The 18,317-nt window shown below is 65.6% G+C and carries 19 protein-coding genes and 1 tRNA gene; 10 read left to right on the top strand and 10 right to left on the bottom strand.

All coding sequences use genetic code 11. The features are described from left to right. Positions 1-9: 9 nt before the first annotated feature. Together J6500_RS22610 and J6500_RS22605 are read right to left on the bottom strand one after the other, a co-directional pair. Positions 10-1,476 (bottom strand): M48 family metalloprotease, encoded by a 1,467-nt coding sequence (locus J6500_RS22610; RefSeq protein WP_225714902.1) that lies wholly within the window; start codon positions 1,474-1,476, stop codon positions 10-12. 96 nt (positions 1,477-1,572) lie between these two features. Beyond that, positions 1,573-2,346, bottom strand: a complete 774-nt coding sequence (locus tag J6500_RS22605; protein ID WP_225714901.1) for a thermonuclease family protein — start codon at positions 2,344-2,346, stop codon at positions 1,573-1,575. 156 nt (positions 2,347-2,502) lie between these two features. Here J6500_RS22605 and J6500_RS22600 point away from each other — a divergent pair, with 156 nt between their 5' ends. The 3 genes from J6500_RS22600 to J6500_RS22590 all read left to right on the top strand — a co-directional run bounded on the left by J6500_RS22600 (position 2,503) and on the right by J6500_RS22590 (position 5,395). Beyond that, positions 2,503-3,708, top strand: a complete 1,206-nt coding sequence (locus J6500_RS22600; RefSeq protein ID WP_225714900.1) for an ABC transporter substrate-binding protein — start codon at positions 2,503-2,505, stop codon at positions 3,706-3,708. A 136-nt stretch (positions 3,709-3,844) separates the two neighbouring features. Then, positions 3,845-4,639: an enoyl-CoA hydratase gene (locus J6500_RS22595; protein ID WP_225714899.1), complete on the top strand. Its 795-nt coding sequence runs from the start codon at positions 3,845-3,847 to the stop codon at positions 4,637-4,639. A 3-nt stretch (positions 4,640-4,642) separates the two neighbouring features. After that, positions 4,643-5,395: a VOC family protein gene (locus tag J6500_RS22590; RefSeq protein ID WP_225714898.1), complete on the top strand. Its 753-nt coding sequence runs from the start codon at positions 4,643-4,645 to the stop codon at positions 5,393-5,395. Between the two features lie 152 nt (positions 5,396-5,547). Here J6500_RS22590 and J6500_RS22585 read toward each other — a convergent pair whose 3' ends face one another. The 3 genes from J6500_RS22585 to J6500_RS22575 form a co-directional block, all read right to left on the bottom strand. Then, positions 5,548-6,348 carry an enoyl-CoA hydratase/isomerase family protein gene (locus tag J6500_RS22585; RefSeq protein ID WP_225714897.1) on the bottom strand — a complete coding sequence of 267 codons (801 nt, stop codon included), beginning with the start codon at positions 6,346-6,348 and terminating at the stop codon, positions 5,548-5,550. 200 nt (positions 6,349-6,548) lie between these two features. Further along, on the bottom strand, positions 6,549-7,709 hold the full coding sequence (locus J6500_RS22580) for an acyl-CoA dehydrogenase family protein (protein ID WP_225714896.1): 1,161 nt from the start codon (positions 7,707-7,709) through the stop codon (positions 6,549-6,551). A gap of 30 nt (positions 7,710-7,739) precedes the next feature. Further along, positions 7,740-8,807: an acyl-CoA dehydrogenase family protein gene (locus J6500_RS22575; protein ID WP_225714895.1), complete on the bottom strand. Its 1,068-nt coding sequence runs from the start codon at positions 8,805-8,807 to the stop codon at positions 7,740-7,742. 271 nt (positions 8,808-9,078) lie between these two features. On the opposite strand from J6500_RS22575, the gene J6500_RS22570 reads away from it, so the two are divergent. After that, positions 9,079-9,861, top strand: a complete 783-nt coding sequence (locus J6500_RS22570) for an SDR family NAD(P)-dependent oxidoreductase (protein ID WP_225714894.1) — start codon at positions 9,079-9,081, stop codon at positions 9,859-9,861. Positions 9,862-9,994: 133 nt separating this feature from the next. Here J6500_RS22570 and J6500_RS22565 read toward each other — a convergent pair whose 3' ends face one another. Together J6500_RS22565 and J6500_RS22560 are read right to left on the bottom strand one after the other, a co-directional pair. Next, on the bottom strand, positions 9,995-10,273 hold the full coding sequence (locus J6500_RS22565) for a GlsB/YeaQ/YmgE family stress response membrane protein (RefSeq protein WP_225714893.1): 279 nt from the start codon (positions 10,271-10,273) through the stop codon (positions 9,995-9,997). Between the two features lie 26 nt (positions 10,274-10,299). After that, entirely contained in the window at positions 10,300-10,908 is a 609-nt protein-coding gene (locus J6500_RS22560) for a YidB family protein (protein ID WP_225714892.1), read from the bottom strand. A 150-nt stretch (positions 10,909-11,058) separates the two neighbouring features. Between J6500_RS22560 and J6500_RS22555 the strand changes: the two genes are divergently transcribed. From J6500_RS22555 to J6500_RS22545, 3 genes are read left to right on the top strand one after another with little or no spacing between them, the layout of a single operon-like run. After that, the gene (locus J6500_RS22555; RefSeq protein WP_225714891.1) at positions 11,059-12,063 is read left to right on the top strand and encodes a 2-dehydropantoate 2-reductase; all 1,005 of its coding nucleotides are present in this window, start codon (positions 11,059-11,061) and stop codon (positions 12,061-12,063) included. A 21-nt stretch (positions 12,064-12,084) separates the two neighbouring features. Next, the gene (locus J6500_RS22550; RefSeq protein ID WP_225714890.1) at positions 12,085-12,294 is read left to right on the top strand and encodes a hypothetical protein; all 210 of its coding nucleotides are present in this window, start codon (positions 12,085-12,087) and stop codon (positions 12,292-12,294) included. A 34-nt stretch (positions 12,295-12,328) separates the two neighbouring features. Next, positions 12,329-12,751, top strand: coding sequence for a CAP domain-containing protein (locus J6500_RS22545; protein ID WP_225714889.1), 423 nt, complete (start codon positions 12,329-12,331; stop codon positions 12,749-12,751). 24 nt (positions 12,752-12,775) lie between these two features. Here J6500_RS22545 and J6500_RS22540 read toward each other — a convergent pair whose 3' ends face one another. The 3 genes from J6500_RS22540 to J6500_RS22530 form a co-directional block, all read right to left on the bottom strand. Next, positions 12,776-13,423, bottom strand: a complete 648-nt coding sequence (locus tag J6500_RS22540) for a hypothetical protein (protein ID WP_225714888.1) — start codon at positions 13,421-13,423, stop codon at positions 12,776-12,778. Between the two features lie 208 nt (positions 13,424-13,631). Continuing rightward, positions 13,632-14,729 carry a helix-turn-helix transcriptional regulator gene (locus tag J6500_RS22535; protein WP_225714887.1) on the bottom strand — a complete coding sequence of 366 codons (1,098 nt, stop codon included), beginning with the start codon at positions 14,727-14,729 and terminating at the stop codon, positions 13,632-13,634. A 230-nt stretch (positions 14,730-14,959) separates the two neighbouring features. Continuing rightward, positions 14,960-15,607 (bottom strand): TetR/AcrR family transcriptional regulator, encoded by a 648-nt coding sequence (locus tag J6500_RS22530; protein ID WP_225714886.1) that lies wholly within the window; start codon positions 15,605-15,607, stop codon positions 14,960-14,962. A 77-nt stretch (positions 15,608-15,684) separates the two neighbouring features. Here J6500_RS22530 and J6500_RS22525 point away from each other — a divergent pair, with 77 nt between their 5' ends. The 3 genes from J6500_RS22525 to J6500_RS22515 all read left to right on the top strand — a co-directional run bounded on the left by J6500_RS22525 (position 15,685) and on the right by J6500_RS22515 (position 18,306). Then, positions 15,685-17,193, top strand: a complete 1,509-nt coding sequence (locus J6500_RS22525; RefSeq protein WP_225714885.1) for a flavin-containing monooxygenase — start codon at positions 15,685-15,687, stop codon at positions 17,191-17,193. A gap of 64 nt (positions 17,194-17,257) precedes the next feature. Next, a complete protein-coding gene (locus tag J6500_RS22520; protein ID WP_225714884.1) occupies positions 17,258-18,103 on the top strand; it encodes a type III pantothenate kinase in 846 nt (281 codons plus the stop codon). Between the two features lie 126 nt (positions 18,104-18,229). Then, positions 18,230-18,306: transfer RNA gene (locus J6500_RS22515), tRNA-Arg, on the top strand. The last annotated feature ends 11 nt before the right edge of the window (positions 18,307-18,317 follow it).

The raw sequence follows: 18,317 nt of genomic DNA, 5'->3' as shown, positions 1-18,317 counted from the left end.
CCTACGGACTCAATCCACCACGATCTTGACGCGGTCGCGCGGCTTGACCTGGGCGTGGGCGTCGAGGCCGTTGAGGACGCGGAAGCGCTCGATGGGGTGATCGACGCCGGCCATGCGGTGCGACAGCGATTCCACGGTGTCGCCGGGCTGCACGTTGATCACCTTGATGCGCAGCGGGCGGGCGGCCTGGATCTCCTCGAGCGTCAGGCGGCGGAACGAGCCGACGGTCTCGCGGGCATTGCGCTCGCTCTCGGTGGTCTTCTGCTTGGCGGCGAAGATGAAGCGGTAGACGTCGCTGCCGAAGCGCAGCGCGTAGACCTTGAACTGCCAGGTGTCGCCATGCGCGGTGGCCGAGGCTGCCGGGAAGCCGTTGATGTTGATGTCTTCGGTCGAGGACTTCTCGACGCCTTCCATCCAGCCGGAATTGAGATAGTCGCCGAGCGACTGCTCGGCCGGCACCCGCACCACGTCGAAACGCATCGCCTGGCTGCCGCCCTCGCGCACGCCGATCACCGCCTGCGCGGTGTTGTCGAGCGTGAAATTCTCCGGCGCGGTAAAGGTGAAGCCGAGCTTGGGATGCAGGAAGCGGCGCCCGCGGACGAAACCTTCGCTGGGGTCCTCGCCATAGACGATGTTGTCGATCGCGGCGAGATAGGTCTCGCGGTCGCGCTCGCTGTTGTCGGGCGCGGTGTACTGCCGCGCGGTGGTCTGCGCATTGGCGATACGCTCGGGCGTTGCCGGATGCGACGAGGTGAAATCCTGCGCGCGCGGATCGAGCGCGGTGCGACCGACCTTGAGCGCCGCATTGCGCTCCATCGCGGTCAGGAAGCGCGCCGCGCCGTAGGGATCGAAATGCGCGCGGGCGGCGATGCCGACTCCGATGCCGTCGGCCTCGAACTCCTGCTGCCGCGAGAAGCTCGCCATCGTCAGCTTGGTTTTCGCCAGCGCCAGCGCAGTGAGATCGGGATCGGTGCTCATGTCGGTGACGACGCGCGTCACCACCGCAGCCTGCCGCGCCTGATCCTCGCGCATCGCGGCGTGCTTGGCCAGCACATGCGCCATCTCGTGGCTCAGCACCGAGGACAGTTCGGAGGTGTCGCTGGCGAGCGCGATCAGGCCGCGCGTGACGTAGAGCTGGCCGGTCGGCAGCGCGAAGGCGTTGACCGCGCCGGAATTGAGGATGGTGACTTTGTAGGCCTGATCGGGCCGGTCGGAGGCCGCGACCAGCCGCTCGACGGTCTTGCTGATCAGGGCCTCGAGCTTCGGGTCGTCATAGGCGCCGCCATAGGTGGAGAGGATGCGCTCATGCTCGCGCTCGGTCGCGGGGGTCTGCTGCACCACCCGGTTCGGCTTCGCCGGCGCGGCGACCGCGGCGGTCGGCCCGGGCTGCTCGAAGCGGCCGACATTGCCGCAGGCCGAGAGCGTCAGCGCGGCGCAGATCAGCGCCGGCGCAGCCACGAGGCAGCGGCCCGTCACTTCCCCACGCCGTCCTGCGCGCTCAATCACGTCTCAAACTCACAATTTTCGAGCGAATTGACCGGGGCATGGCCGATGCTGTGAGTCCCACGTCCCCTAGTTCCCGCCGAGCAATTCCAGTTGCCCCACCCGGAGCAATTCGATTCGCGGCCCACGTCGCGCTTCCACCCAGCCTCGGACACGAATCCTTCGATTTTCGAGGGACTTGGGTGCAAGCCCGGCCGCCTCGAACGCAGGGACTATGCGCCCTGAAATAGTCGCCGCAAAGTCCCGTGTCCAGTTTCGGCCGAAATTCAGGTAGGTCACTGACCCAGCCTGACGCACCGACAAAACCCTGCCCTCGACCACCATAAAGCGCCCGATCCCGGCCAAAATATCGCCCGGACTTTCGGCGTTTTTTATGACAGCTGACCCGCTCCAGGTTCCCGATCGGGCCTGCCGCGCCTCGGCCTCCGCTGCCATCAGCGCCGTGGCGCAGTCCTTGTCGGCGATCTCGGATGACACCAGAGCGAGTCCCTGTCGCAGCAGCTCGCTTTGCACGGTAGTTTCGCTGCCGGCAAGAAAGACGTAGGCCGGCTGGCGGCCGTAGCGGTCCGGCGCGTCGTCGCCGCCGCGCAGGCCGACCTCGCGGCCGACCAGCAGTGCCGACAGCACTGCCGCGGCTTTCACTCTGTCCGCCACCTCGATGCCGGCCAGCTTGACCTCGCGGCCGTCGTCGAGGCGAAAGCTGCGCGCGTCGACAATGGCGGCGACGCGCCCGTCGTCCTGGCTCTCGAAATGGCATGCGGCCGCCTCGGCCCGGCAGATAGCGAACGCGACGATCGCCGATGCAAGCAGGGGACAGCAAATTATGGCGCGTTGGATTCGCATTAAGCCATGCTCGCACATTTCGACCATTCCGTTGAATGGAAAAAGCGTGCGCCAACATTGCAACGCCGCTGCTTGCTGCGCTGGTGGCCATGCGGCATGATCCGCCCGCGAAGCGGACCGCCTGGAATGAGGTCCGTGCTTGATGGGAGGCTGTGGATGAGACGAGTTTTGGCCGGTGCACTGGCCTGCGTGTTTGCGATCTCGGCGAATGTGTCGCTGGCGCAGGACAAACCCCCGCTGAAGCTCGGCGGCATCCTCGATATGTCGAGCCTCTATGCCGACATCACCGGTTCGGGCAGCGAGACCGCTGCCAAGATGGCGGTGGAGGATTTCGGCGGCGAGGTGCTCGGACGCAAGATCGAGGTCGTGGTCGGCGACCACCTCAACAAGGCCGATCTCGCCGCCAACATCGCCCGCGACATGCTCGACAACCAGGGCGTCGAGATGATCTTCGACGTCGCGGCCTCAGCGACCGCGCTCGCCGCCGGCGAGATCGCCAAGGCTCGCGGCAAGATCATCATGTTCAACGGTCCGGGCTCGATCCGCCTCACCAACGAGGCCTGCGGCCCCTTCACCGTGCACTATGTGTTCGACACGTTCGCGCAGGCCAACGTCACCGGCCTTGCCGCAGTGAAGTCCGGCCTCGACACCTGGTTCTTCCTCACCGCGGACTATGCGTTCGGACAGGACCTGGAGAAGGACACCAGCAATGTGGTGGTCAAGTCGGGCGGCAAGGTGCTCGGCAACGTCCGGCATCCGATCAACACCTCGGACTTCTCGTCGTTCCTGCTGCAGGCGCAGGCGTCGAAGGCCAAGGTGATCGGCCTTGCCAATGCCGGCGGCGACACCATCAACGCGATCAAGCAGGCTGCCGAATTCGGTCTCACCAAGAGCGGCCAGAAGCTGTCGCCGCTGCTCGCCTTCGTCACCGACATCGACAGCGTCGGGCTCGAGACCGCGCAGGGCCTGCTGCTGGCAGAAGCCTTCTACTGGGATCTCAACGACGACACCCGCGCGTTCTCGAAACGCTTCATGGAGCGCGTCAAGCGGGTGCCGACCTCGGCCCAGGCCGGAGTCTATTCTTCCGTCACGCATTACCTGAAAGCGGTGAAGGCCGCCGGCACCACCGATTCCGCCGCGGTCATCAAGGTGATGAAGGAGACCCCGATCAACGACATGTTCGCCAAGAACGGCAAGATCCGCGAGGACGGCCGCATGATCCACGACATGTATCTGTTCGAGGTCAAGAAGCCGTCGGAGTCGAAGGGCCGCTGGGACGACTACAAGCTGCTCGCGACGGTGCCGGGCGACCAGGCGTTCCAGCCGCTGGAAGCCTCGCGCTGCCCGCTGGTGAAGAAATGACGGACGGCCGTCATTGCGAACGAGCGAAGCAATCCATCTCGCGCAGCATGAAGAATCGATTGCTTCGTCGTTTCGCTCCTCGCAATGAGGTGCGGACAAAGGTCGCGCAAATCAACAACACGAAAGGCAAAACGCCATGAGCGACAGTCAGATGGTTCTCCAATCCCTCGAGCAGGGCCTGCTCACCATCACGATGAACCGCCCAGAGCGGCGCAACGCGCTCAACCCCGACATGACGCAGGGCCTCGTCGAGGCGGCGCGGCGCGCCGAAGGCGATCCCGAGGTGCGCGCGGTGCTGATCCGGGGCGCCGGCGGCACCTTCTGCGTCGGCGGCGACGTCAAGTCGATGGCGGCCGGCCGCGCGCCGCTGCCGTTCGAGGCCAAGATGGCAAACCTGCGCCGCGGCATGGAAGTTTCGCGCATCCTGCACCAGATGCCCAAGCCGGTGGTGGCGCAGCTCGATGGCGCGGCCGCCGGCGCCGGGCTTTCGATCGCGCTGTCCTGCGACCTGCGCGTTGCCAGCGCCTCCTGCAAGATCACCACCGCCTTCGCCAAGGTCGGCTTCTCCGGCGATTACGGCGGCACCTATTTCCTGACTAAGATGCTCGGCAGCGCCAAGGCGCGTGAGCTCTACATGATGTCCCCCGTGCTGTCGGCACAGGAAGCCTACAATCTCGGCATGGTCTCCAAGGTGGTGCCCGATGCCGATATCGAGGCCGAGGCGCTGGAGCTCGCGCGCTCATTGGCGCAGGGGCCGTCGGTCGCGCTCGGCTACATCAAGCGCAACATCAACAATGCCGAGACCATGACGCTGGAAGCCTGCTTCGACGGCGAGGCGATCCATCACACCCGTGCCGGCGACACCGCCGACCACAAGGAAGCGGCCAAGGCCTTCGTCGAGAAGCGCAAGCCGACCTTCCAGGGGCAGTAGGCCATGACCGAATATATCCGGCTGCGGCAGATTTGCCTGGTGGCGCCGCAGCTCGCGCCGGTGATCGCGGATATCTCCGCGATCATGGGACTCGACGTCTGCTACCGCGACGGCAACGTCGCCAAATACGGCCTCGAGAACGCGCTGATGCCGGTCGACACCATCCTGCTCGAAGTCGTCGCGCCGTTCGAGCCAGGGCCCGCAACCGCGGCCGGCCGCTTCATCGAGAAGACCGGCGGCCGCGGCGGTTACATGGCGATCTTCGCTTGCGAAGATCCCAACGCGCGCGGCGCGAAAGCCAATGCGATGGGCGTGCGCACCGCCAACGTGATCACGCACGCGCCGTATCGCGGCGTGCAGCTGCACCCGCGCGATTGCCGCGCGGCCTTCATCGAGTTCAACCACACCGACGGCAGCGACGACATTCTGGGGCCGTATCCGCCGGCAGGCCCGAACTGGCAAAAGTCGATCCGCAAGGACACGACGCTGGCGCTGACCGAGGTCGAGATGCAGAGCCCCGAGCCGCAAGCGCTGGCGGAGCATTGGGGCAGGATCGTCGGCATTTCCGCCGACGGCACCACCGTGAAGCTGCCGAACGCCACCTTCCGCTTCGTGCAGGGTGATGCCGAGATCATGAGCGGCCTGACGTTTACGGTCGCCGACAAGACGAAGGTGCTCGACGCGGCGAAAGCGAGGGGCTGCGCCGTGTCAGGCGATGGATTTTTCCTCTGCGGCGTGACGTTCCGCCTGACGTAAACGACAGTAGCCCGGATGCAGCGAAGCGAAATCCGGGGCCACCGTCCGCGGAGAATGTGGCCCCCGATTGCGCTGCGCTGCATCCGGCTACGCATCGCTGCTCGCGAAGGTGGGCACACTTGCGCTTTGCCCACCCTGCGCGGTTGCGGGCCTTACCGCCCCTTGAAATTCGCGACGCGGCGCTCGGCGGTGGCCTTGACGCCTTCCTTGAAATCCTCGGTCGCGCGCAGCTTGGTCTGCTCGGCCAGCTCATGGTTGGTGGCGGCGAGGACGCGGTCGGCGAGGCCGGCGCGCATGGTGGCGCGAGTCGAGACCAGACCGAGCGGCGAGCATTCGGCGATCTCCTGCGCGAGCTTCATCGCCTCTGCGCGCACCTGGTCCTGCGGCACCAGCACGTTGGCGAGGCCCCAGCGATAGGCTTCTTCGCCGGTGACGCGGCGGCTGGTGTAGAACATCAGCTCGGCATTGTTCTTGCCGATCAACTCCGGCAGCGTCGCGGTGAGGCCGAAGCCCGGATGGAAGCCGAGCTTGGTGAAGTTGGCCGAGAAGCGCGCCTCGGGGCAGGCGACGCGGAAGTCGGCCGACACGGCAAGGCCGAGGCCGCCGCCGATCGCGGCGCCATGGATCGCCGCGACGATCGGCTTCTTGTTGCGGAAGATGCGCACCGCCTGGACATAGAGATGGTTGATCGGCAGGTTGGAGGCCGGATCGGTCTTGGCGCGCTCCTCTTGCTCCTGGCGGGCCGGATCGCCGAAATTGGCGCCGGCGCAGAACGCCTTGCCTTGCGCTGCCAGCACCGAGGCGCGGATCTCGATATTGTTGTCGAACTCCTCCAGCGCGTCGGCGATCTGGTTGATCAGCGCCACGTCGAAGAAGTTCAGCGGCGGCTTGCGGATCTCGATCAGGCCGACATGGCCGTGGGTCTCGACGCCGATATCCGTGTATTTGGTCATTTATTGTCTCCGTAAGGCTTCATTGGTTTGGCGCGGGACTCTTCACCTCTCCCAAGGGGAGAGGTCGATTTGCGCCAGCAAATCGGGTGAGGGGTTGTGCTCTCTCGTGGGACCGTAATCCCTCACCCGGCGCTGCGCGCCGACCTCTCCCTCCGGGAGAGGTGCGAGTGATCGCGGTGAGATCGTCGGTGTCATCGTCGTCAGCGCAAACCCAATCCGCGGGCGATGATGCCGCGCAGCACCTCGGTGGTACCGCCCTGGATCGTCAGCTTGGGCGCGGTCTTGATGGCGAAATCGAGCTGCTTCTCCAGCGTTTCGCGATTGGTCGCGGTCTCCTCGACGAACGCCGCGAGATCGCGCACGCGGTGCGGGAGCTGCTGCTCCCACACCGTGCCGATGTCCTTGACGATCGAGGCCTCCACCACCGGCTCCTTGCCGGCCTGCAGCATGCCGGCGACCGACACCGACATGCGGCGCATGGTGTGAACCTGGGCCACCAGCCGGCCGATGCCTTCGGCCGAGCGGGTGTCCGGGTTCTTGCCGACGGCGCGCACGAGTTCAGTGAGCACGTAATAGGTCTCGAGGAAACGCTCGGGACCGCTACGCTCATAGGCGAGCTCGCTCGTCGCCTGCTTCCAGGCGCCGTCGATCTCGCCGAGCACGTGATCGTCGGGCACGAAATAGTCGGTGAACACGACCTCGTTGAATTCGAACTGTCCGGTGATCTGGCCGATCGGATTCACCTGGATACCCGGCTGCTTCATCTTGACCAAGAATTGCGTCAAGCCGTGGCGGCGGTTTTCCTTGGTCGGCGGCGAGGTACGGAAGATCGCGATCATGTAGTCGGCGATGTGCGCCGACGAGGTCCAGATCTTGGTGCCGTTGATCAGATAGCCGCCGTCGGTCTTGGTCGCGCGCGTCTTCGCCGCGAACAGGTCGGAGCCCGAATTCGGCTCGCTCATGCCGATCGCAAAGCAAATCTCGCCGCGGCAGATGCGCGGCAGAATGTCCATCTTGATGTGCTCGGGCGCGTATTTCAGCAGCACCGGCCCGCTCTGGCGGTCGGCGACGAAGAAGCGCCGGGTCGGCGCATTCGCTACCCGCATCTCCTCGGTCACCACGTAGCGCTCGAGGAACGAGCGCTCCTGGCCGCCATATTTCTTTGGCCAGGTCATGCCGAGCCAGCCCTTGGCGCCGACGCGGCGGGAGAATTCCGGCGCGTCGTTGTCTTCGCGGTTGGGCGCGTGAGGATCGAACGTGCCGGCGGCGATCTCCTCGGCGAGGAAGGCGCGGACTTCCTTACGAAGCTGCTCGCACTTTTCCGGCAGGCGGATCGGATCGAAACGAAGGGCTGCGGTCATGATGTCCAGTCCTGATCTTTCTGCCTGATCTCAGCGCGAAGCCACCAGCGGCCACAATTCGTCGGCGCCACGGTCGGCGACGAGCTTGCCGAGCTCGACCGCCCAGTAGCTTTCGGAGCCGAAATCGTCGCGCCACGCCAGCGCGCGCAGCGAGTAGCGGTGCAGGATGTGCTCGATGGTGAAGCCGATCGCGCCGTGCACCTGATGCGCGATGCCGCCGCCTTTCTCCGCCGCTTCCGAGCAGCGGATCTTTGCCGAGGCGGCTTCGAGGAACACCGCGTCGGTATCGAGCGACTTCGCATTGACGATGGTGTCGGCCGCCGAGGTCGCAGCGGCCAGTGCTGCGGCGGATTCGCCGGCGAGGCGGGCGAGGTTGTGCTGCACCGCCTGGAATTTCGAGATCTTCTTCTCGAAGGCGACGCGCTCGTTGGAATAGCGCACGGAGATGTCGAGCATCGATTCCAGGCTGCCCGCGATCTGCAGGCTGCGCACCACACCGCCCATCAGCATCAGCGTGGTCTGGTCGAAACCATTGGGCACAGGCTTGATCGTTACAGGCTGCACCTTGTCCAGCGTGACGGTGTCGCTGTGATCGCCGCCGAGCCCGATGCCGGATGCGATCCGGCACTTCGCGGCGTCGACCAGCGCGATCATGACGCCGTCCTTGCCATCAGCCAGCACCGCGAAATGCTTTGCCTCCTTCGCAAACGGCACGCCGCGGGCGCGGCCGGAGAGGGAGCCGTCGGCGGCCAGCGTGATGCGATCCTTCGGCGCGGCCGGCATCACAGTCATCTCGCCTTCGGGGGAGGCGATCTTCGCCTGCGTCAGCAGCCAGCCGGCCAGCATGGTTTCGGCCAGCGGAACAGCGATGGCATGGCGGCCGGCGACGTTGAGAACGGCAAAACCTTCAGCGAGGCTGGCGCCGGAACCGCCAAGATCGTCGGGCACCCAGGAGAGCGGCAGGCCGGCTTCGGTCAGCGCCTGCCACAGCGGCGCCTTCCACGCGCCCTGCCTGTCGTGATTGATGGTCTGGGCATCCGCGAGATCGGCGAAAATCTTTTCCGCGGTCTCGGCGACGATGTTCTCACTCTCCGCCACAGCGTTCCTCGTGTTGATTGGCTTGGGTCCGGCCATCAGGCAGACCGTGCTTGCGATGTCGTCTTGCGCTCAATGATGAGGAAAAGCCATAGCCGTGACAAGCACTGCCCGCAGGGCCACTTGCGCGGATGGCATGCGAGCGGCCATTCAGAAGAATTAATTCCGCAGTGCGGATTTCGCAGATTGTCACGAGCCAGATTTTCAGGGATTTGGCTGCACGATATGGTATGCCACCGCAATTCATCTGGCTCACAACAACAAGGAAACGCAGATGTCGAAGGAAGGCTTGTGCGCGATCGTGACGGGGTCGGCATCGGGGCTCGGTGCCGCCACCGCGCAAATCCTCGCCGCCGAGGGCGCGCGCATCATTGTCAACTATTCCAACAGCAAGGCGGAAGCCGAGGCGACCGCAGAGCTCTGCCGCAAGCAGGGCGCCGAGGTGCTGGTGGTGCAGGGCGACGTCTCGCGCGATGAGGATTGCCAGAAGATCGCGGCCGCCGCGCAGGGCTGGGGCCGCCTCGATGTGCTCGTCAACAATGCCGGCACCACCAAGCATGTGCCGCATCACGATATGGATGGTCTCACGGCGGACGACTTCCAGCGCATCTATGCCGTCAACACCATCGGCCCGTTCCAGATGGTCCGCGCCGCGCGGGCGTTGCTCGAAGCGGGCGCGAAGGCATCGGGCCGGCCGTCGGCGGTGGTCAACGTGTCCTCGGTCGCCGGCATTTCCGGCGGCGGCTCGTCGGTCGCCTATGCCGCGAGCAAGGGCGCGCTCAACACCATGACGCAGTCGCTGGCCCGCGCGCTGGCGCCGCTGATCCGCGTCAACACGGTCTGCCCGGGCTATATCGATACGCCCTGGTTCACCAAGGGGCGCGGCGAGGCCGGCGCCAAGCAGGTGCGCGATGCGGTGGTGGCGCGGGTGCCGCTGAAGGTCGCGTCAACGGCGGAAGATATCGCCAACCTAGTCTGCTTCCTGGCGAGCCCGGCGTCGAGCAACATGACCGGCGAGTTCGTCCGCATGGACGCCGGCATGCATTTGATTCAGTGAGGCGGACTCCATCCGCGTCATGGCCGGGCTTGACCCGGCCATCCACGACTTGCTTGGCGCGCGGATGGGAAGACGTGGATGCCCGGGTCAAGCCCGGGCATGACAATGTCAAAGAGCGGCTTCGCGTCTGCCGCTATTTGTTACCCGGATCCGGAATCACCCGCGCGGCGACCAGCCGGTTCCAGATGAACAGCACCACCAGCGCGCCGATCGTGGCGGTGATGAAGCCGGCGCCCTGGTCCGGACCGTAATGCCCGATCGCCTGACCGATGAAGGTGGCGAGGAAGGCGCCGGCAATGCCGAGCACCGTGGTGAGGATGAAGCCGGTCGGATTGTTCGGCCCCGGCGACAGGAAGCGCGCGATGATTCCTGCGACGAAGCCGACGATGATGACCCAGATGATGCCGCCCATGATGATCGACCTCCACTAAAATCAGATCACAGCCGGCCGTTCAGCTCGTCGCCGCTCGGCAGCCGTCCGTCCGGCGTCAGGTGATTGATGACCTCGGGCAGATACTGGCTGAGGCCCTGCAACAGATCGTCGCGCGACAGGCCGCTCTGCGAGGACAGCGAGTTGATCTGGTCGGCGCCGAGCGCGTTGGCGAGATCGCCGGGTTCGATCGGCTTGTTGGGGCCGTTGCTGACCCAGGAATTGGCGGTGTCGCCATGGCCCTTGTCCTGCATCTGCTTGAGCAGGTCGCTGAGGCCGCCGCTCAGCACGGTGCCGGCGGCGCCGCCTGCGAGCAGGCCGCCGAGCCCGCCCTTGAGCAGATCGGACAGCCCGCCGCCGCCCGTTCCGCCGGGCAGGCCGGCGGTGACGTTGCCGGGCAGCGGCGGAGCCTGCGTCGGCCGCGGCGCCGGAGCTGCTTCAGTCGGCTGCTGGCCGCTGCCGCCGAAATGCTTGACGGCCTTCCAGGCGAGCAGCGCCAGGATCGCCATCGTCATCGGCGACATGCCGCCGCCGCTCGAACTGTCGGACTGTGTGCTTGGCGCGCTCGAACCGCGCGGGCCGTTCTGCATGCCGTTGAGTACGTCGAGTAAACCCATGATCGTCTCCTGCCGCAACCGTGCCCCGATGCCAAAACATAGCTGTGGCGCATGACGGTTACAAGGCAGCGTTGCGGGGGTGGCGGCGAGGTCGATGGGCATCGGTCATGCGGTCTGCTATCGATGTGCGATGAATGGACGTTTAGCCAGATGAACGAGAACCAGCCGATCGGCATTGCCGGCGCCGGCAGCATCGGCTGCTTCGTCGGCGGCATGCTGGCTGCGGCCGGACGCCGCGTCGCGCTGCTGGCCCGGCCGCGCGTGGTGAAGGAAATTACCGCCGGGGGACTGCGCGTCAGCAATTTCGACGAGTCGGAAAGGACGGTCCCCGCGGCCGCGCTGACGCTGTCGGACGATCCGTCGATCTTCAAAGACACGCCGCTGATTCTGGTGACAGTGAAGAGCGCCGATACGCCGGCGATGGCCGGGCTGATCGCGCGCCACGCGCCTGATGATGCCGTCGTGGTCAGCCTGCAGAACGGCGTCGGCAACGTGCCGGTGCTGCGCCAGCATCTCGCCGGCCGCAGCGTGCTCGGCGGCATGGTGCCGTTCAATGTGGTGGCGCTCGGCGACGGCCGCTTTCATCGCTCGACCTCGGGCGACATCGTGATCGCCAACGACGACGCCGGCACGGCGGCGCGCCTGTCGGTGCCAGGCCTTGCCATCCGTGCGACTGACAACATCGACGGCGTGCAGTGGGGCAAGCTGATCGTCAATCTCAACAACGCGCTCAATGCGCTCTCCGACATTCCGCTGCGCCAGCAGCTCGCGCAACGCAACTGGCGCCGCCTGTTCGCCGACCAGATGGCGGAAGGACTGGCCGCGGTCCGCGCCGAGGGCATCACGCCGGTGTCGCCGACGCCGCTGCCGTCCGGCTGGATGCCGCCGCTGCTGCGGCTGCCGGACGCGATCTTCGAGATGCTGCTCGGCCGCACCATGAAGATCGATCCCGAGGCGCGCTCCTCGATGTGGGAGGATCTGCAACGCGGCCGCCGCACCGAGATCGACTATTTGCAAGGCGTCATCACCGCGATTGCCGATCGCCACGGACTGGACGTGCCGTTGTCGCGCCGTGTCATCGATTTGATCCGCAAGGCGGAGGCTGCCGGCAAGGGCTCGCCCGGGCTGACGCCGGAGCAGATTCGCGCGGGGTAGGGCATTCGGAAGGAGGATGTCATGAGATCGATTGTCGTGATGCTGGTGGCGATTGCAGGACTCAGCACAACCGTTGCACACGCCGCGCCGCCGACCGTCGTTCCGTCACCGGGCTACGACGCGCGCCTGCAGGAGCAGCGTGCCGCGATGTCGGCGCGATCGGGCGGGCAGGTGACGCCCGTTGCCCCGCGGACGAAGCCGCGCCACACCAAGCGCAATCCGCAACGGTAACTCCACCCCACACGTAATGGTCAGACGATTTCAAATGCGATCAGCGGTTCTCGCACTCGGCCTGCTGCTCGGCATCTCCACCGCTGCCGTGGCCGCCGACTATGCCGGCGCCATCAGCAGCTATCGGCGCAGCAAGGGGATGCCGGCGGTGAAGCTCGATGCCAAGCTCAACGCGGTCGCCTTGAAGCAGGCGCAGGCGATGTCGGCGAGCGGATCGGTCAGCCACTCCGCCGGCGGCAGCTTCTTCACCCGCATCAAGCCGCTGAAGAAGCAGCGCGCGGCCGAGAACATCGGCGCCGGGTTCATCAGCTTCGCCGAGATGCTGAAGCAGTGGGAAAACTCCGCCGGCCATCGCGAGAATTTGCTGATGCCGGGCGCAAGGCGCGTCGGCGTCGCCTTCGCCGACAATGCGAAGTCGCCCTACCGCAGGTTCTGGGCGATGCTGATCACCGACTGACCAGAATTTCCTGACGCGAGAATTTCAGCCGCGCCTTGCGGCCCTGGTCGGCATCGGCGCCGTCGGCTGCGGGGTGAACAGCTTCTTGATGTCCTCGATCCCCTGCGACAGCCGCGGCCATTCGCATGAGAAGGCGTTCTTGGCGCATTGCGCCGCCCTGATCCGCGCGGCCTGCTTCACCGGGCTCGCAACCGGCACCGGCACCCGCTCGGGCTGGCTGCGCAGCGTCACCTGCTGAAGCTGCGGCGCCGGCTGCGGCGTTGGCGGCGGCTGTTCCTGCAGCTTTTCCTGCTGCTGTCGCGCGTTGAACGCCGCGACGATGGTGGAGCGGCGCTGCTTCTCGAGATAGGAGGTATATTCCTGGTCGATCTTCTTCTGCTCGTCCGGCGTCGGATTGGGACCTGCGATGTCGAAGCTGTGATCCTGCATGAAATCGTAATAGGTGTAGCCGCCGCCCGGCTTGCGGCGTCCGGCGAATTTGGCGTTGCAGTCGCCGAGCTGTGCGGTCCTGTCCTCTTTGGTCTTCGCCTTCTCGGCGAGGTCGGCGCACTCCTCGAAGTCCTTCGGCCCGCTGCGCCACCATTGCGCATGCGCATCTGAATGCGCGAGCACGAAGCAGGCGGCACAAGCGGCAGCAGCCAACGTCGATGATCGTGATGGTATCACGGACATTGAGACAAACTCGAACGACACGGATTTGGCTGATTGTCGCCATTTTGACGGCGCTTGTCACCCCGTCAGGTGATGAATTTTGCGGCGCGTGGAACCGCAAATGTGGGCGCTGTGTCGGAGGGAACACAGCGTTTCGCATCACTGCAACGTTTGACCCAACTCTTATGTGCGGTCGCGTGCGCAACTGCGACGATTCGAATCGAATCGTTCACTTCACCTTGTGCAGCAATGCGACCAGTTCCGCCTGCCGGTGCGTGCCGGTCTTCTGGAAGATCGCCTTGAGCTGATTGCGCGCGGTGGACAGCGCAATGCCGGCCTGCGCCGCGGTGTCCTCGAGCGAATCGCCGCGTGCCAGCTGTGTCGCGAGCCGGACCTGCGCCGGGGTCAGCTCGAATGTCGCGGCGAGCAGTGCTTGATCGAATGCGGCGCTGCCCTCGAGGTCGCGGATCAAGAGGATCGCGCGTGCGCCGAGGAACGGCGAGCGCGCCGCGGCCGGCACGCCTTGCATCTGGATCACGATCGGCCGCCGGTCGGCCCTGCGCACGATGATCGGCGCCGATGCTACCGCCAGCAGATCCGACGTGTGGTCAAGCTGATCGACCAATCGCGTCAGGTCGGCATTGGCCTGGCGGTCGCGCAGCGTCAGGCGATTGTTGCGGATCGCAAGGTCGTCGCCGAGACAGGCCTCGGCGCGGCTGTTCATGCCGATGACGCCGCCGAAGCGGCCGACGGCGATCGCCGCGGTCTGGATCAGGTCGAGCGCACTGGTGATGCCCGACAATGCGGAGCGGCCGATCGCGGTGGACAGCGTCGCGGCTTCGGTGAGCCGCGCCGACAGCGTCGACAGTGCCTTGATCTCCTCGGCGTCGAACATGCCTTCCTGCGGCGAGCGCTGGATGGTCAGCGCCCACAATGCCGGGCCGGCGCGGAAGCCGACGGCGGCAAACCATTTCAGCCCGAACTCGCCGAGCGTCGCGTAAAGCGGATCGCGCAGCATCTCGGCTTCTGATTCAAACAGATCGGCATCGGAGATGACATCGACGCCGGCGTGCATCAGTGGCACGCCGCGCGCGGCGCGGATGTCGGTGAGATGCAGGTTGGTGGGGAAGTAGGTCTTGGTGAAATACTCGGTAATAGAGTCGGTGCGCGGAATGTCCTCGGTGCGGATGTCGCTCTGGAGCATCGCGGCGCCGGTCGCACCGACCACGGCGCAGACATCGTCCATGAAGGGCAGCCAGCGTGCAGGATCGAGAACCACGTCGCCGAGGCGCGCGGCGACATCGTCAAGCTTGCGCAGGTCGACCAAGGCTCGACAACTCCCTAGACGCACTATTCTCGCTTCGTCAGGCGAAGCAGTCAGCCGCTGCTTGCGCCCGCTACCATGCTTAAAAAGGCCAGCGCAGCCGGATGTGCAAGCAAAATCAATGCCCGTACAATGACGGGCGGCATCGGATCAGGTAATTCAGGCGAAATCGGTCCGAATCGACCGGATTGGTGGCCCAGCGGCTGTTTTGCAGCTCCAGGCTACGAAACCGGTCAGCCTGGAACGGCGTGACTCGGATGATCCGCAGCGCCAAGCGCCACCCGGCAGAAGCTCGCCGCGGTCGCCGCGACCTCCGCGACTGGCTCAGGATATTGCCGCGACACCCAGCGCCGCGCGATCGAGATCACGGCGCCGATCATGCCGACCGCGAGCAGCGTCGCCGGACCTTTTCCGCTCCGCCTCGGATCGAAAGTCGGCGGCACCAGGATCTCGCTGAAGACGCGCCCGGCATCGAGCGTGACGGCCTCGACTGCCGGGCTGATTCCGGAGATCTCGAGCAGGAAGACCCGCGCAGGTTTCGGATGCTCCTTCAGCCGCGTGAAATACAGCGTCAGCGCCGCGCGCAGCCTCGCGTCGGCATCGTCGCCCGCGGCGGCAGCCGCCGCGGTCATGTCTGCGTACAAATGATCGACGACATGGGTGTAGGCCGCGATCAGCAGCGCTTCGCTGTTGGCAAACGACTCGTAGAAATAGCGCTCGGTCAGCTCGGCCGCCTCGCAGATCGCCTTCACGGTCGCGCTGCGGTAGCCGACCTCGCCATAGACCTCGATCGCTGCGTCGATCAGCTTGAGGCGCCGTTCGGTGCGGCGTTCCTCGGCGTCGAGGCCGCCATAGAGGCGCGCTTTGCGGCTGCTTTCCATGAATACGTATTGACATGGCATATTGTCAGATGTCAAGTTATCTGACAATATAGATTGTCAAAACGGGAGGTGCAGCCGTGTCCAGTCATTTCGACGTGCTGATCGTGGGTGCGGGCCTCTCCGGCATCGGCGCCGGCTATCATCTGCAGACCAACTGTCCGGACCGTAGCTACGCGATCCTCGAAGGACGCGACTGCATCGGCGGCACTTGGGACCTGTTCCGCTATCCCGGCATCCGCTCCGACTCCGACATGTACACGCTCGGCTATTCGTTCCGGCCGTGGACCGAGCCGAAAGCGATCGCCGACGGCCCGTCGATCCTGAATTACGTGCGCGAGACCGCGGCGCTCTACGGCATCGACAAGAAGATCCGCTTCAACCATCGCGTCGTCAGTGCCGACTGGTCGTCGGCCGAGGCGCGCTGGACGGTCGAGGTCGAGCGCGGCCAGGAAAAGACCGTCGAGCGCCTGACCTGCAACTTCCTGTTCATGTGCAGCGGCTACTACAAATACGAGCACGGCTATACGCCCGACTTCCCCGGCATCGCCGATTTCGCCGGCCGCGTCGTCCATCCGCAGAAATGGACCGACGACATCGATTATGCCGGCAAGAAGGTGGTGGTGATCGGCTCCGGCGCGACCGCGGTGACGCTGGTGCCGGAAATGGCCAAGGCCGCCGGTCACGTCACGATGCTGCAGCGTTCGCCGACCTATGTCGTCGCGCGTCCCGACAAGGACAAGATCGCCGACTGGCTGCGCGCGCGGCTGCCCGCAAAACTCGCCTACGGCATCACCCGCTGGAAGAACGTGCTGTTCGGCATGTATTTCTATCGGCTGTGCAAGCGCAGCCCCGAGCGGGTCAAGCAGCTGATCCTCGGCGGCGTGCGACACGCGCTCGGTCCGGACTACGACATCGCCACCCATTTTACGCCACGCTACAACCCGTGGGACCAGCGGCTCTGCCTGGTGCCGAACGGCGATCTGTTCCAGTCGCTGCGCAGCGGCAAATCGTCCGTCGTCACCGACCACATCGAGACGTTCACGCCTCGTGGCATCAAGCTCAAATCCGGCAAGACGCTCGACGCCGATATCGTGGTGACCGCGACCGGGCTCGATCTGCAGGTGCTCGGCGGGCTTGCCTTCAAGGTCGACGGGGTGCCCGTCGATCTGTCGAAATCGATGAACTACAAGGGGCTGATGTGCAGCGGCGTGCCCAACCTCGCCGCCGCCTTCGGCTACACCAACGCGTCCTGGACGCTGAAATGCGACCTGTCCTGCGAATATGTCTGCCGCCTGCTCAACTACATGAAGGCCAGCGGCTACGCGCAGGTGACGCCGCGGCGCAATGACCCCAGCGTCACCGAGATGCCCTGGGTGGACTTCTCCTCCGGCTACATCCAGCGCGCCGTCGACAAATTCCCCAAGCAGGGCTCGCGCCGGCCGTGGCGGCTCTACCAGAACTACGCGCTCGATCTGATGACCCTGCGCTACGGTTCGCTGGCCGACGAGGCGCTCGAATTCCGACCCGCCGGCAAGACCGCGGCCGCAGCCGGGCCGTCAGCGGCGCCGGCGCGGCAGGTCGCGTAACGAACGGCCTGTCGACGCCGCGCGGCATCGTGCACCCGCCTCGGTGCGAACTGGCGACCGGGCAATGCCTCTGCTATGGCTGGCGATCCGCGCGCGCATCACAGGGGGCGAACCGATGCTGCTGGCGATCGAGCAGGGCAACACCAATAGCGTCTTCGCGGTTCACGACGGCGCGAACTGGGTGGCGCAATGGCGTTCCGCCACCGAGCCGACCCGTACCGCGGACGAATACATCGTCTGGCTGTCGCATCTGATGGCGATGCAGAAGCTCGACGTCGCCGGGCTCGATGCCTGCGTGATCTCGAGCGTCGTGCCGCAATCGATCTTCAATCTGCGCAACCTGTCGCGCCGTTACCTCGGCGTCGAACCGCTGATCGTCGGCGAGAACATCGAGCTCGGCATCGAGGTGCGGACGCTGAAGCCGTCGGAGGTCGGAGCGGACCGATTGGTCAACGCGCTCGGCGCCCGCGCGCTATATGCGCCGCCGCTGATCATCGTCGACAGCGGCACCGCGATCACGCTCGATGTGATCGGCCGGGACGGCGCCTTCGAGGGCGGCATCATCGCGCCCGGCGTCCACCTCTCGATGGAGGCGCTGCACGCCGCCGCCGCGAAGCTGCCCCGGGTCGCCCTGCAACGGCCGCGCCGCGTGGTCGGCGACGACACGGTCAGCGCGATGCAATCGGGGGTGTTCTGGGGCCACGTCGCGATGATCGAGGGCATGATCGCGCGGATCAAGGCCGAGCGGAACGAAGGGATGGCCGTGGTCGCCACCGGCGGCGTCACCTCGCTGTTCCGCGGCGCCACCACCGCAATCGATCATTTCGATCCCGATCTGACCATTCGCGGCCTGCTGGAGATCTACCGCCGCAATGCCGCCATCGGCCATCAGGCTCCGAAGTCGTCATAATTTATTGCACCGCCCCGAGGCGGCGCGTCATCGCGCAACTTCGCATTTCCAGTCCATCGCGCGGGCTGGCGATCAGGCGGCGTCTCTGCTATGGGATTGCCCACGCCCGCTTGCTTGCGGGTTCGCGGTCCCGTAGCTCAGCCGGATAGAGCGACGGTTTCCTAAACCGTAGGTCGGAAGTTCGAGTCTTCCCGGGATCGCCACTCCTCAATCG

The sequence above is a fragment of the Bradyrhizobium semiaridum genome, from assembly GCF_020329505.1.
Taxonomy (GTDB): Bacteria; Pseudomonadota; Alphaproteobacteria; order Rhizobiales; family Xanthobacteraceae; genus Bradyrhizobium; species Bradyrhizobium semiaridum.
The sequence above is the reverse complement of the archived record's forward strand: the minus strand, read 5'-3'. Positions and strand labels throughout refer to the sequence as shown.

Coding starts and splice junctions, on each gene's coding strand:
- J6500_RS22605 (WP_225714901.1), bottom strand. CDS start 2,346: ATGCGAATCCAACGCGCCATAATTTGCTGTCCCCTGCTTGCATCGGCG.
- J6500_RS22600 (WP_225714900.1), top strand. CDS start 2,503: ATGAGACGAGTTTTGGCCGGTGCACTGGCCTGCGTGTTTGCGATCTCG.
- J6500_RS22595 (WP_225714899.1), top strand. CDS start 3,845: ATGAGCGACAGTCAGATGGTTCTCCAATCCCTCGAGCAGGGCCTGCTC.
- J6500_RS22590 (WP_225714898.1), top strand. CDS start 4,643: ATGACCGAATATATCCGGCTGCGGCAGATTTGCCTGGTGGCGCCGCAG.
- J6500_RS22585 (WP_225714897.1), bottom strand. CDS start 6,348: ATGACCAAATACACGGATATCGGCGTCGAGACCCACGGCCATGTCGGC.
- J6500_RS22580 (WP_225714896.1), bottom strand. CDS start 7,709: ATGACCGCAGCCCTTCGTTTCGATCCGATCCGCCTGCCGGAAAAGTGC.
- J6500_RS22570 (WP_225714894.1), top strand. CDS start 9,079: ATGTCGAAGGAAGGCTTGTGCGCGATCGTGACGGGGTCGGCATCGGGG.
- J6500_RS22565 (WP_225714893.1), bottom strand. CDS start 10,273: ATGGGCGGCATCATCTGGGTCATCATCGTCGGCTTCGTCGCAGGAATC.
- J6500_RS22560 (WP_225714892.1), bottom strand. CDS start 10,908: ATGGGTTTACTCGACGTACTCAACGGCATGCAGAACGGCCCGCGCGGT.
- J6500_RS22555 (WP_225714891.1), top strand. CDS start 11,059: ATGAACGAGAACCAGCCGATCGGCATTGCCGGCGCCGGCAGCATCGGC.
- J6500_RS22550 (WP_225714890.1), top strand. CDS start 12,085: ATGAGATCGATTGTCGTGATGCTGGTGGCGATTGCAGGACTCAGCACA.
- J6500_RS22545 (WP_225714889.1), top strand. CDS start 12,329: ATGCGATCAGCGGTTCTCGCACTCGGCCTGCTGCTCGGCATCTCCACC.
- J6500_RS22540 (WP_225714888.1), bottom strand. CDS start 13,423: ATGTCCGTGATACCATCACGATCATCGACGTTGGCTGCTGCCGCTTGT.
- J6500_RS22530 (WP_225714886.1), bottom strand. CDS start 15,607: ATGGAAAGCAGCCGCAAAGCGCGCCTCTATGGCGGCCTCGACGCCGAG.
- J6500_RS22520 (WP_225714884.1), top strand. CDS start 17,258: ATGCCTCTGCTATGGCTGGCGATCCGCGCGCGCATCACAGGGGGCGAA.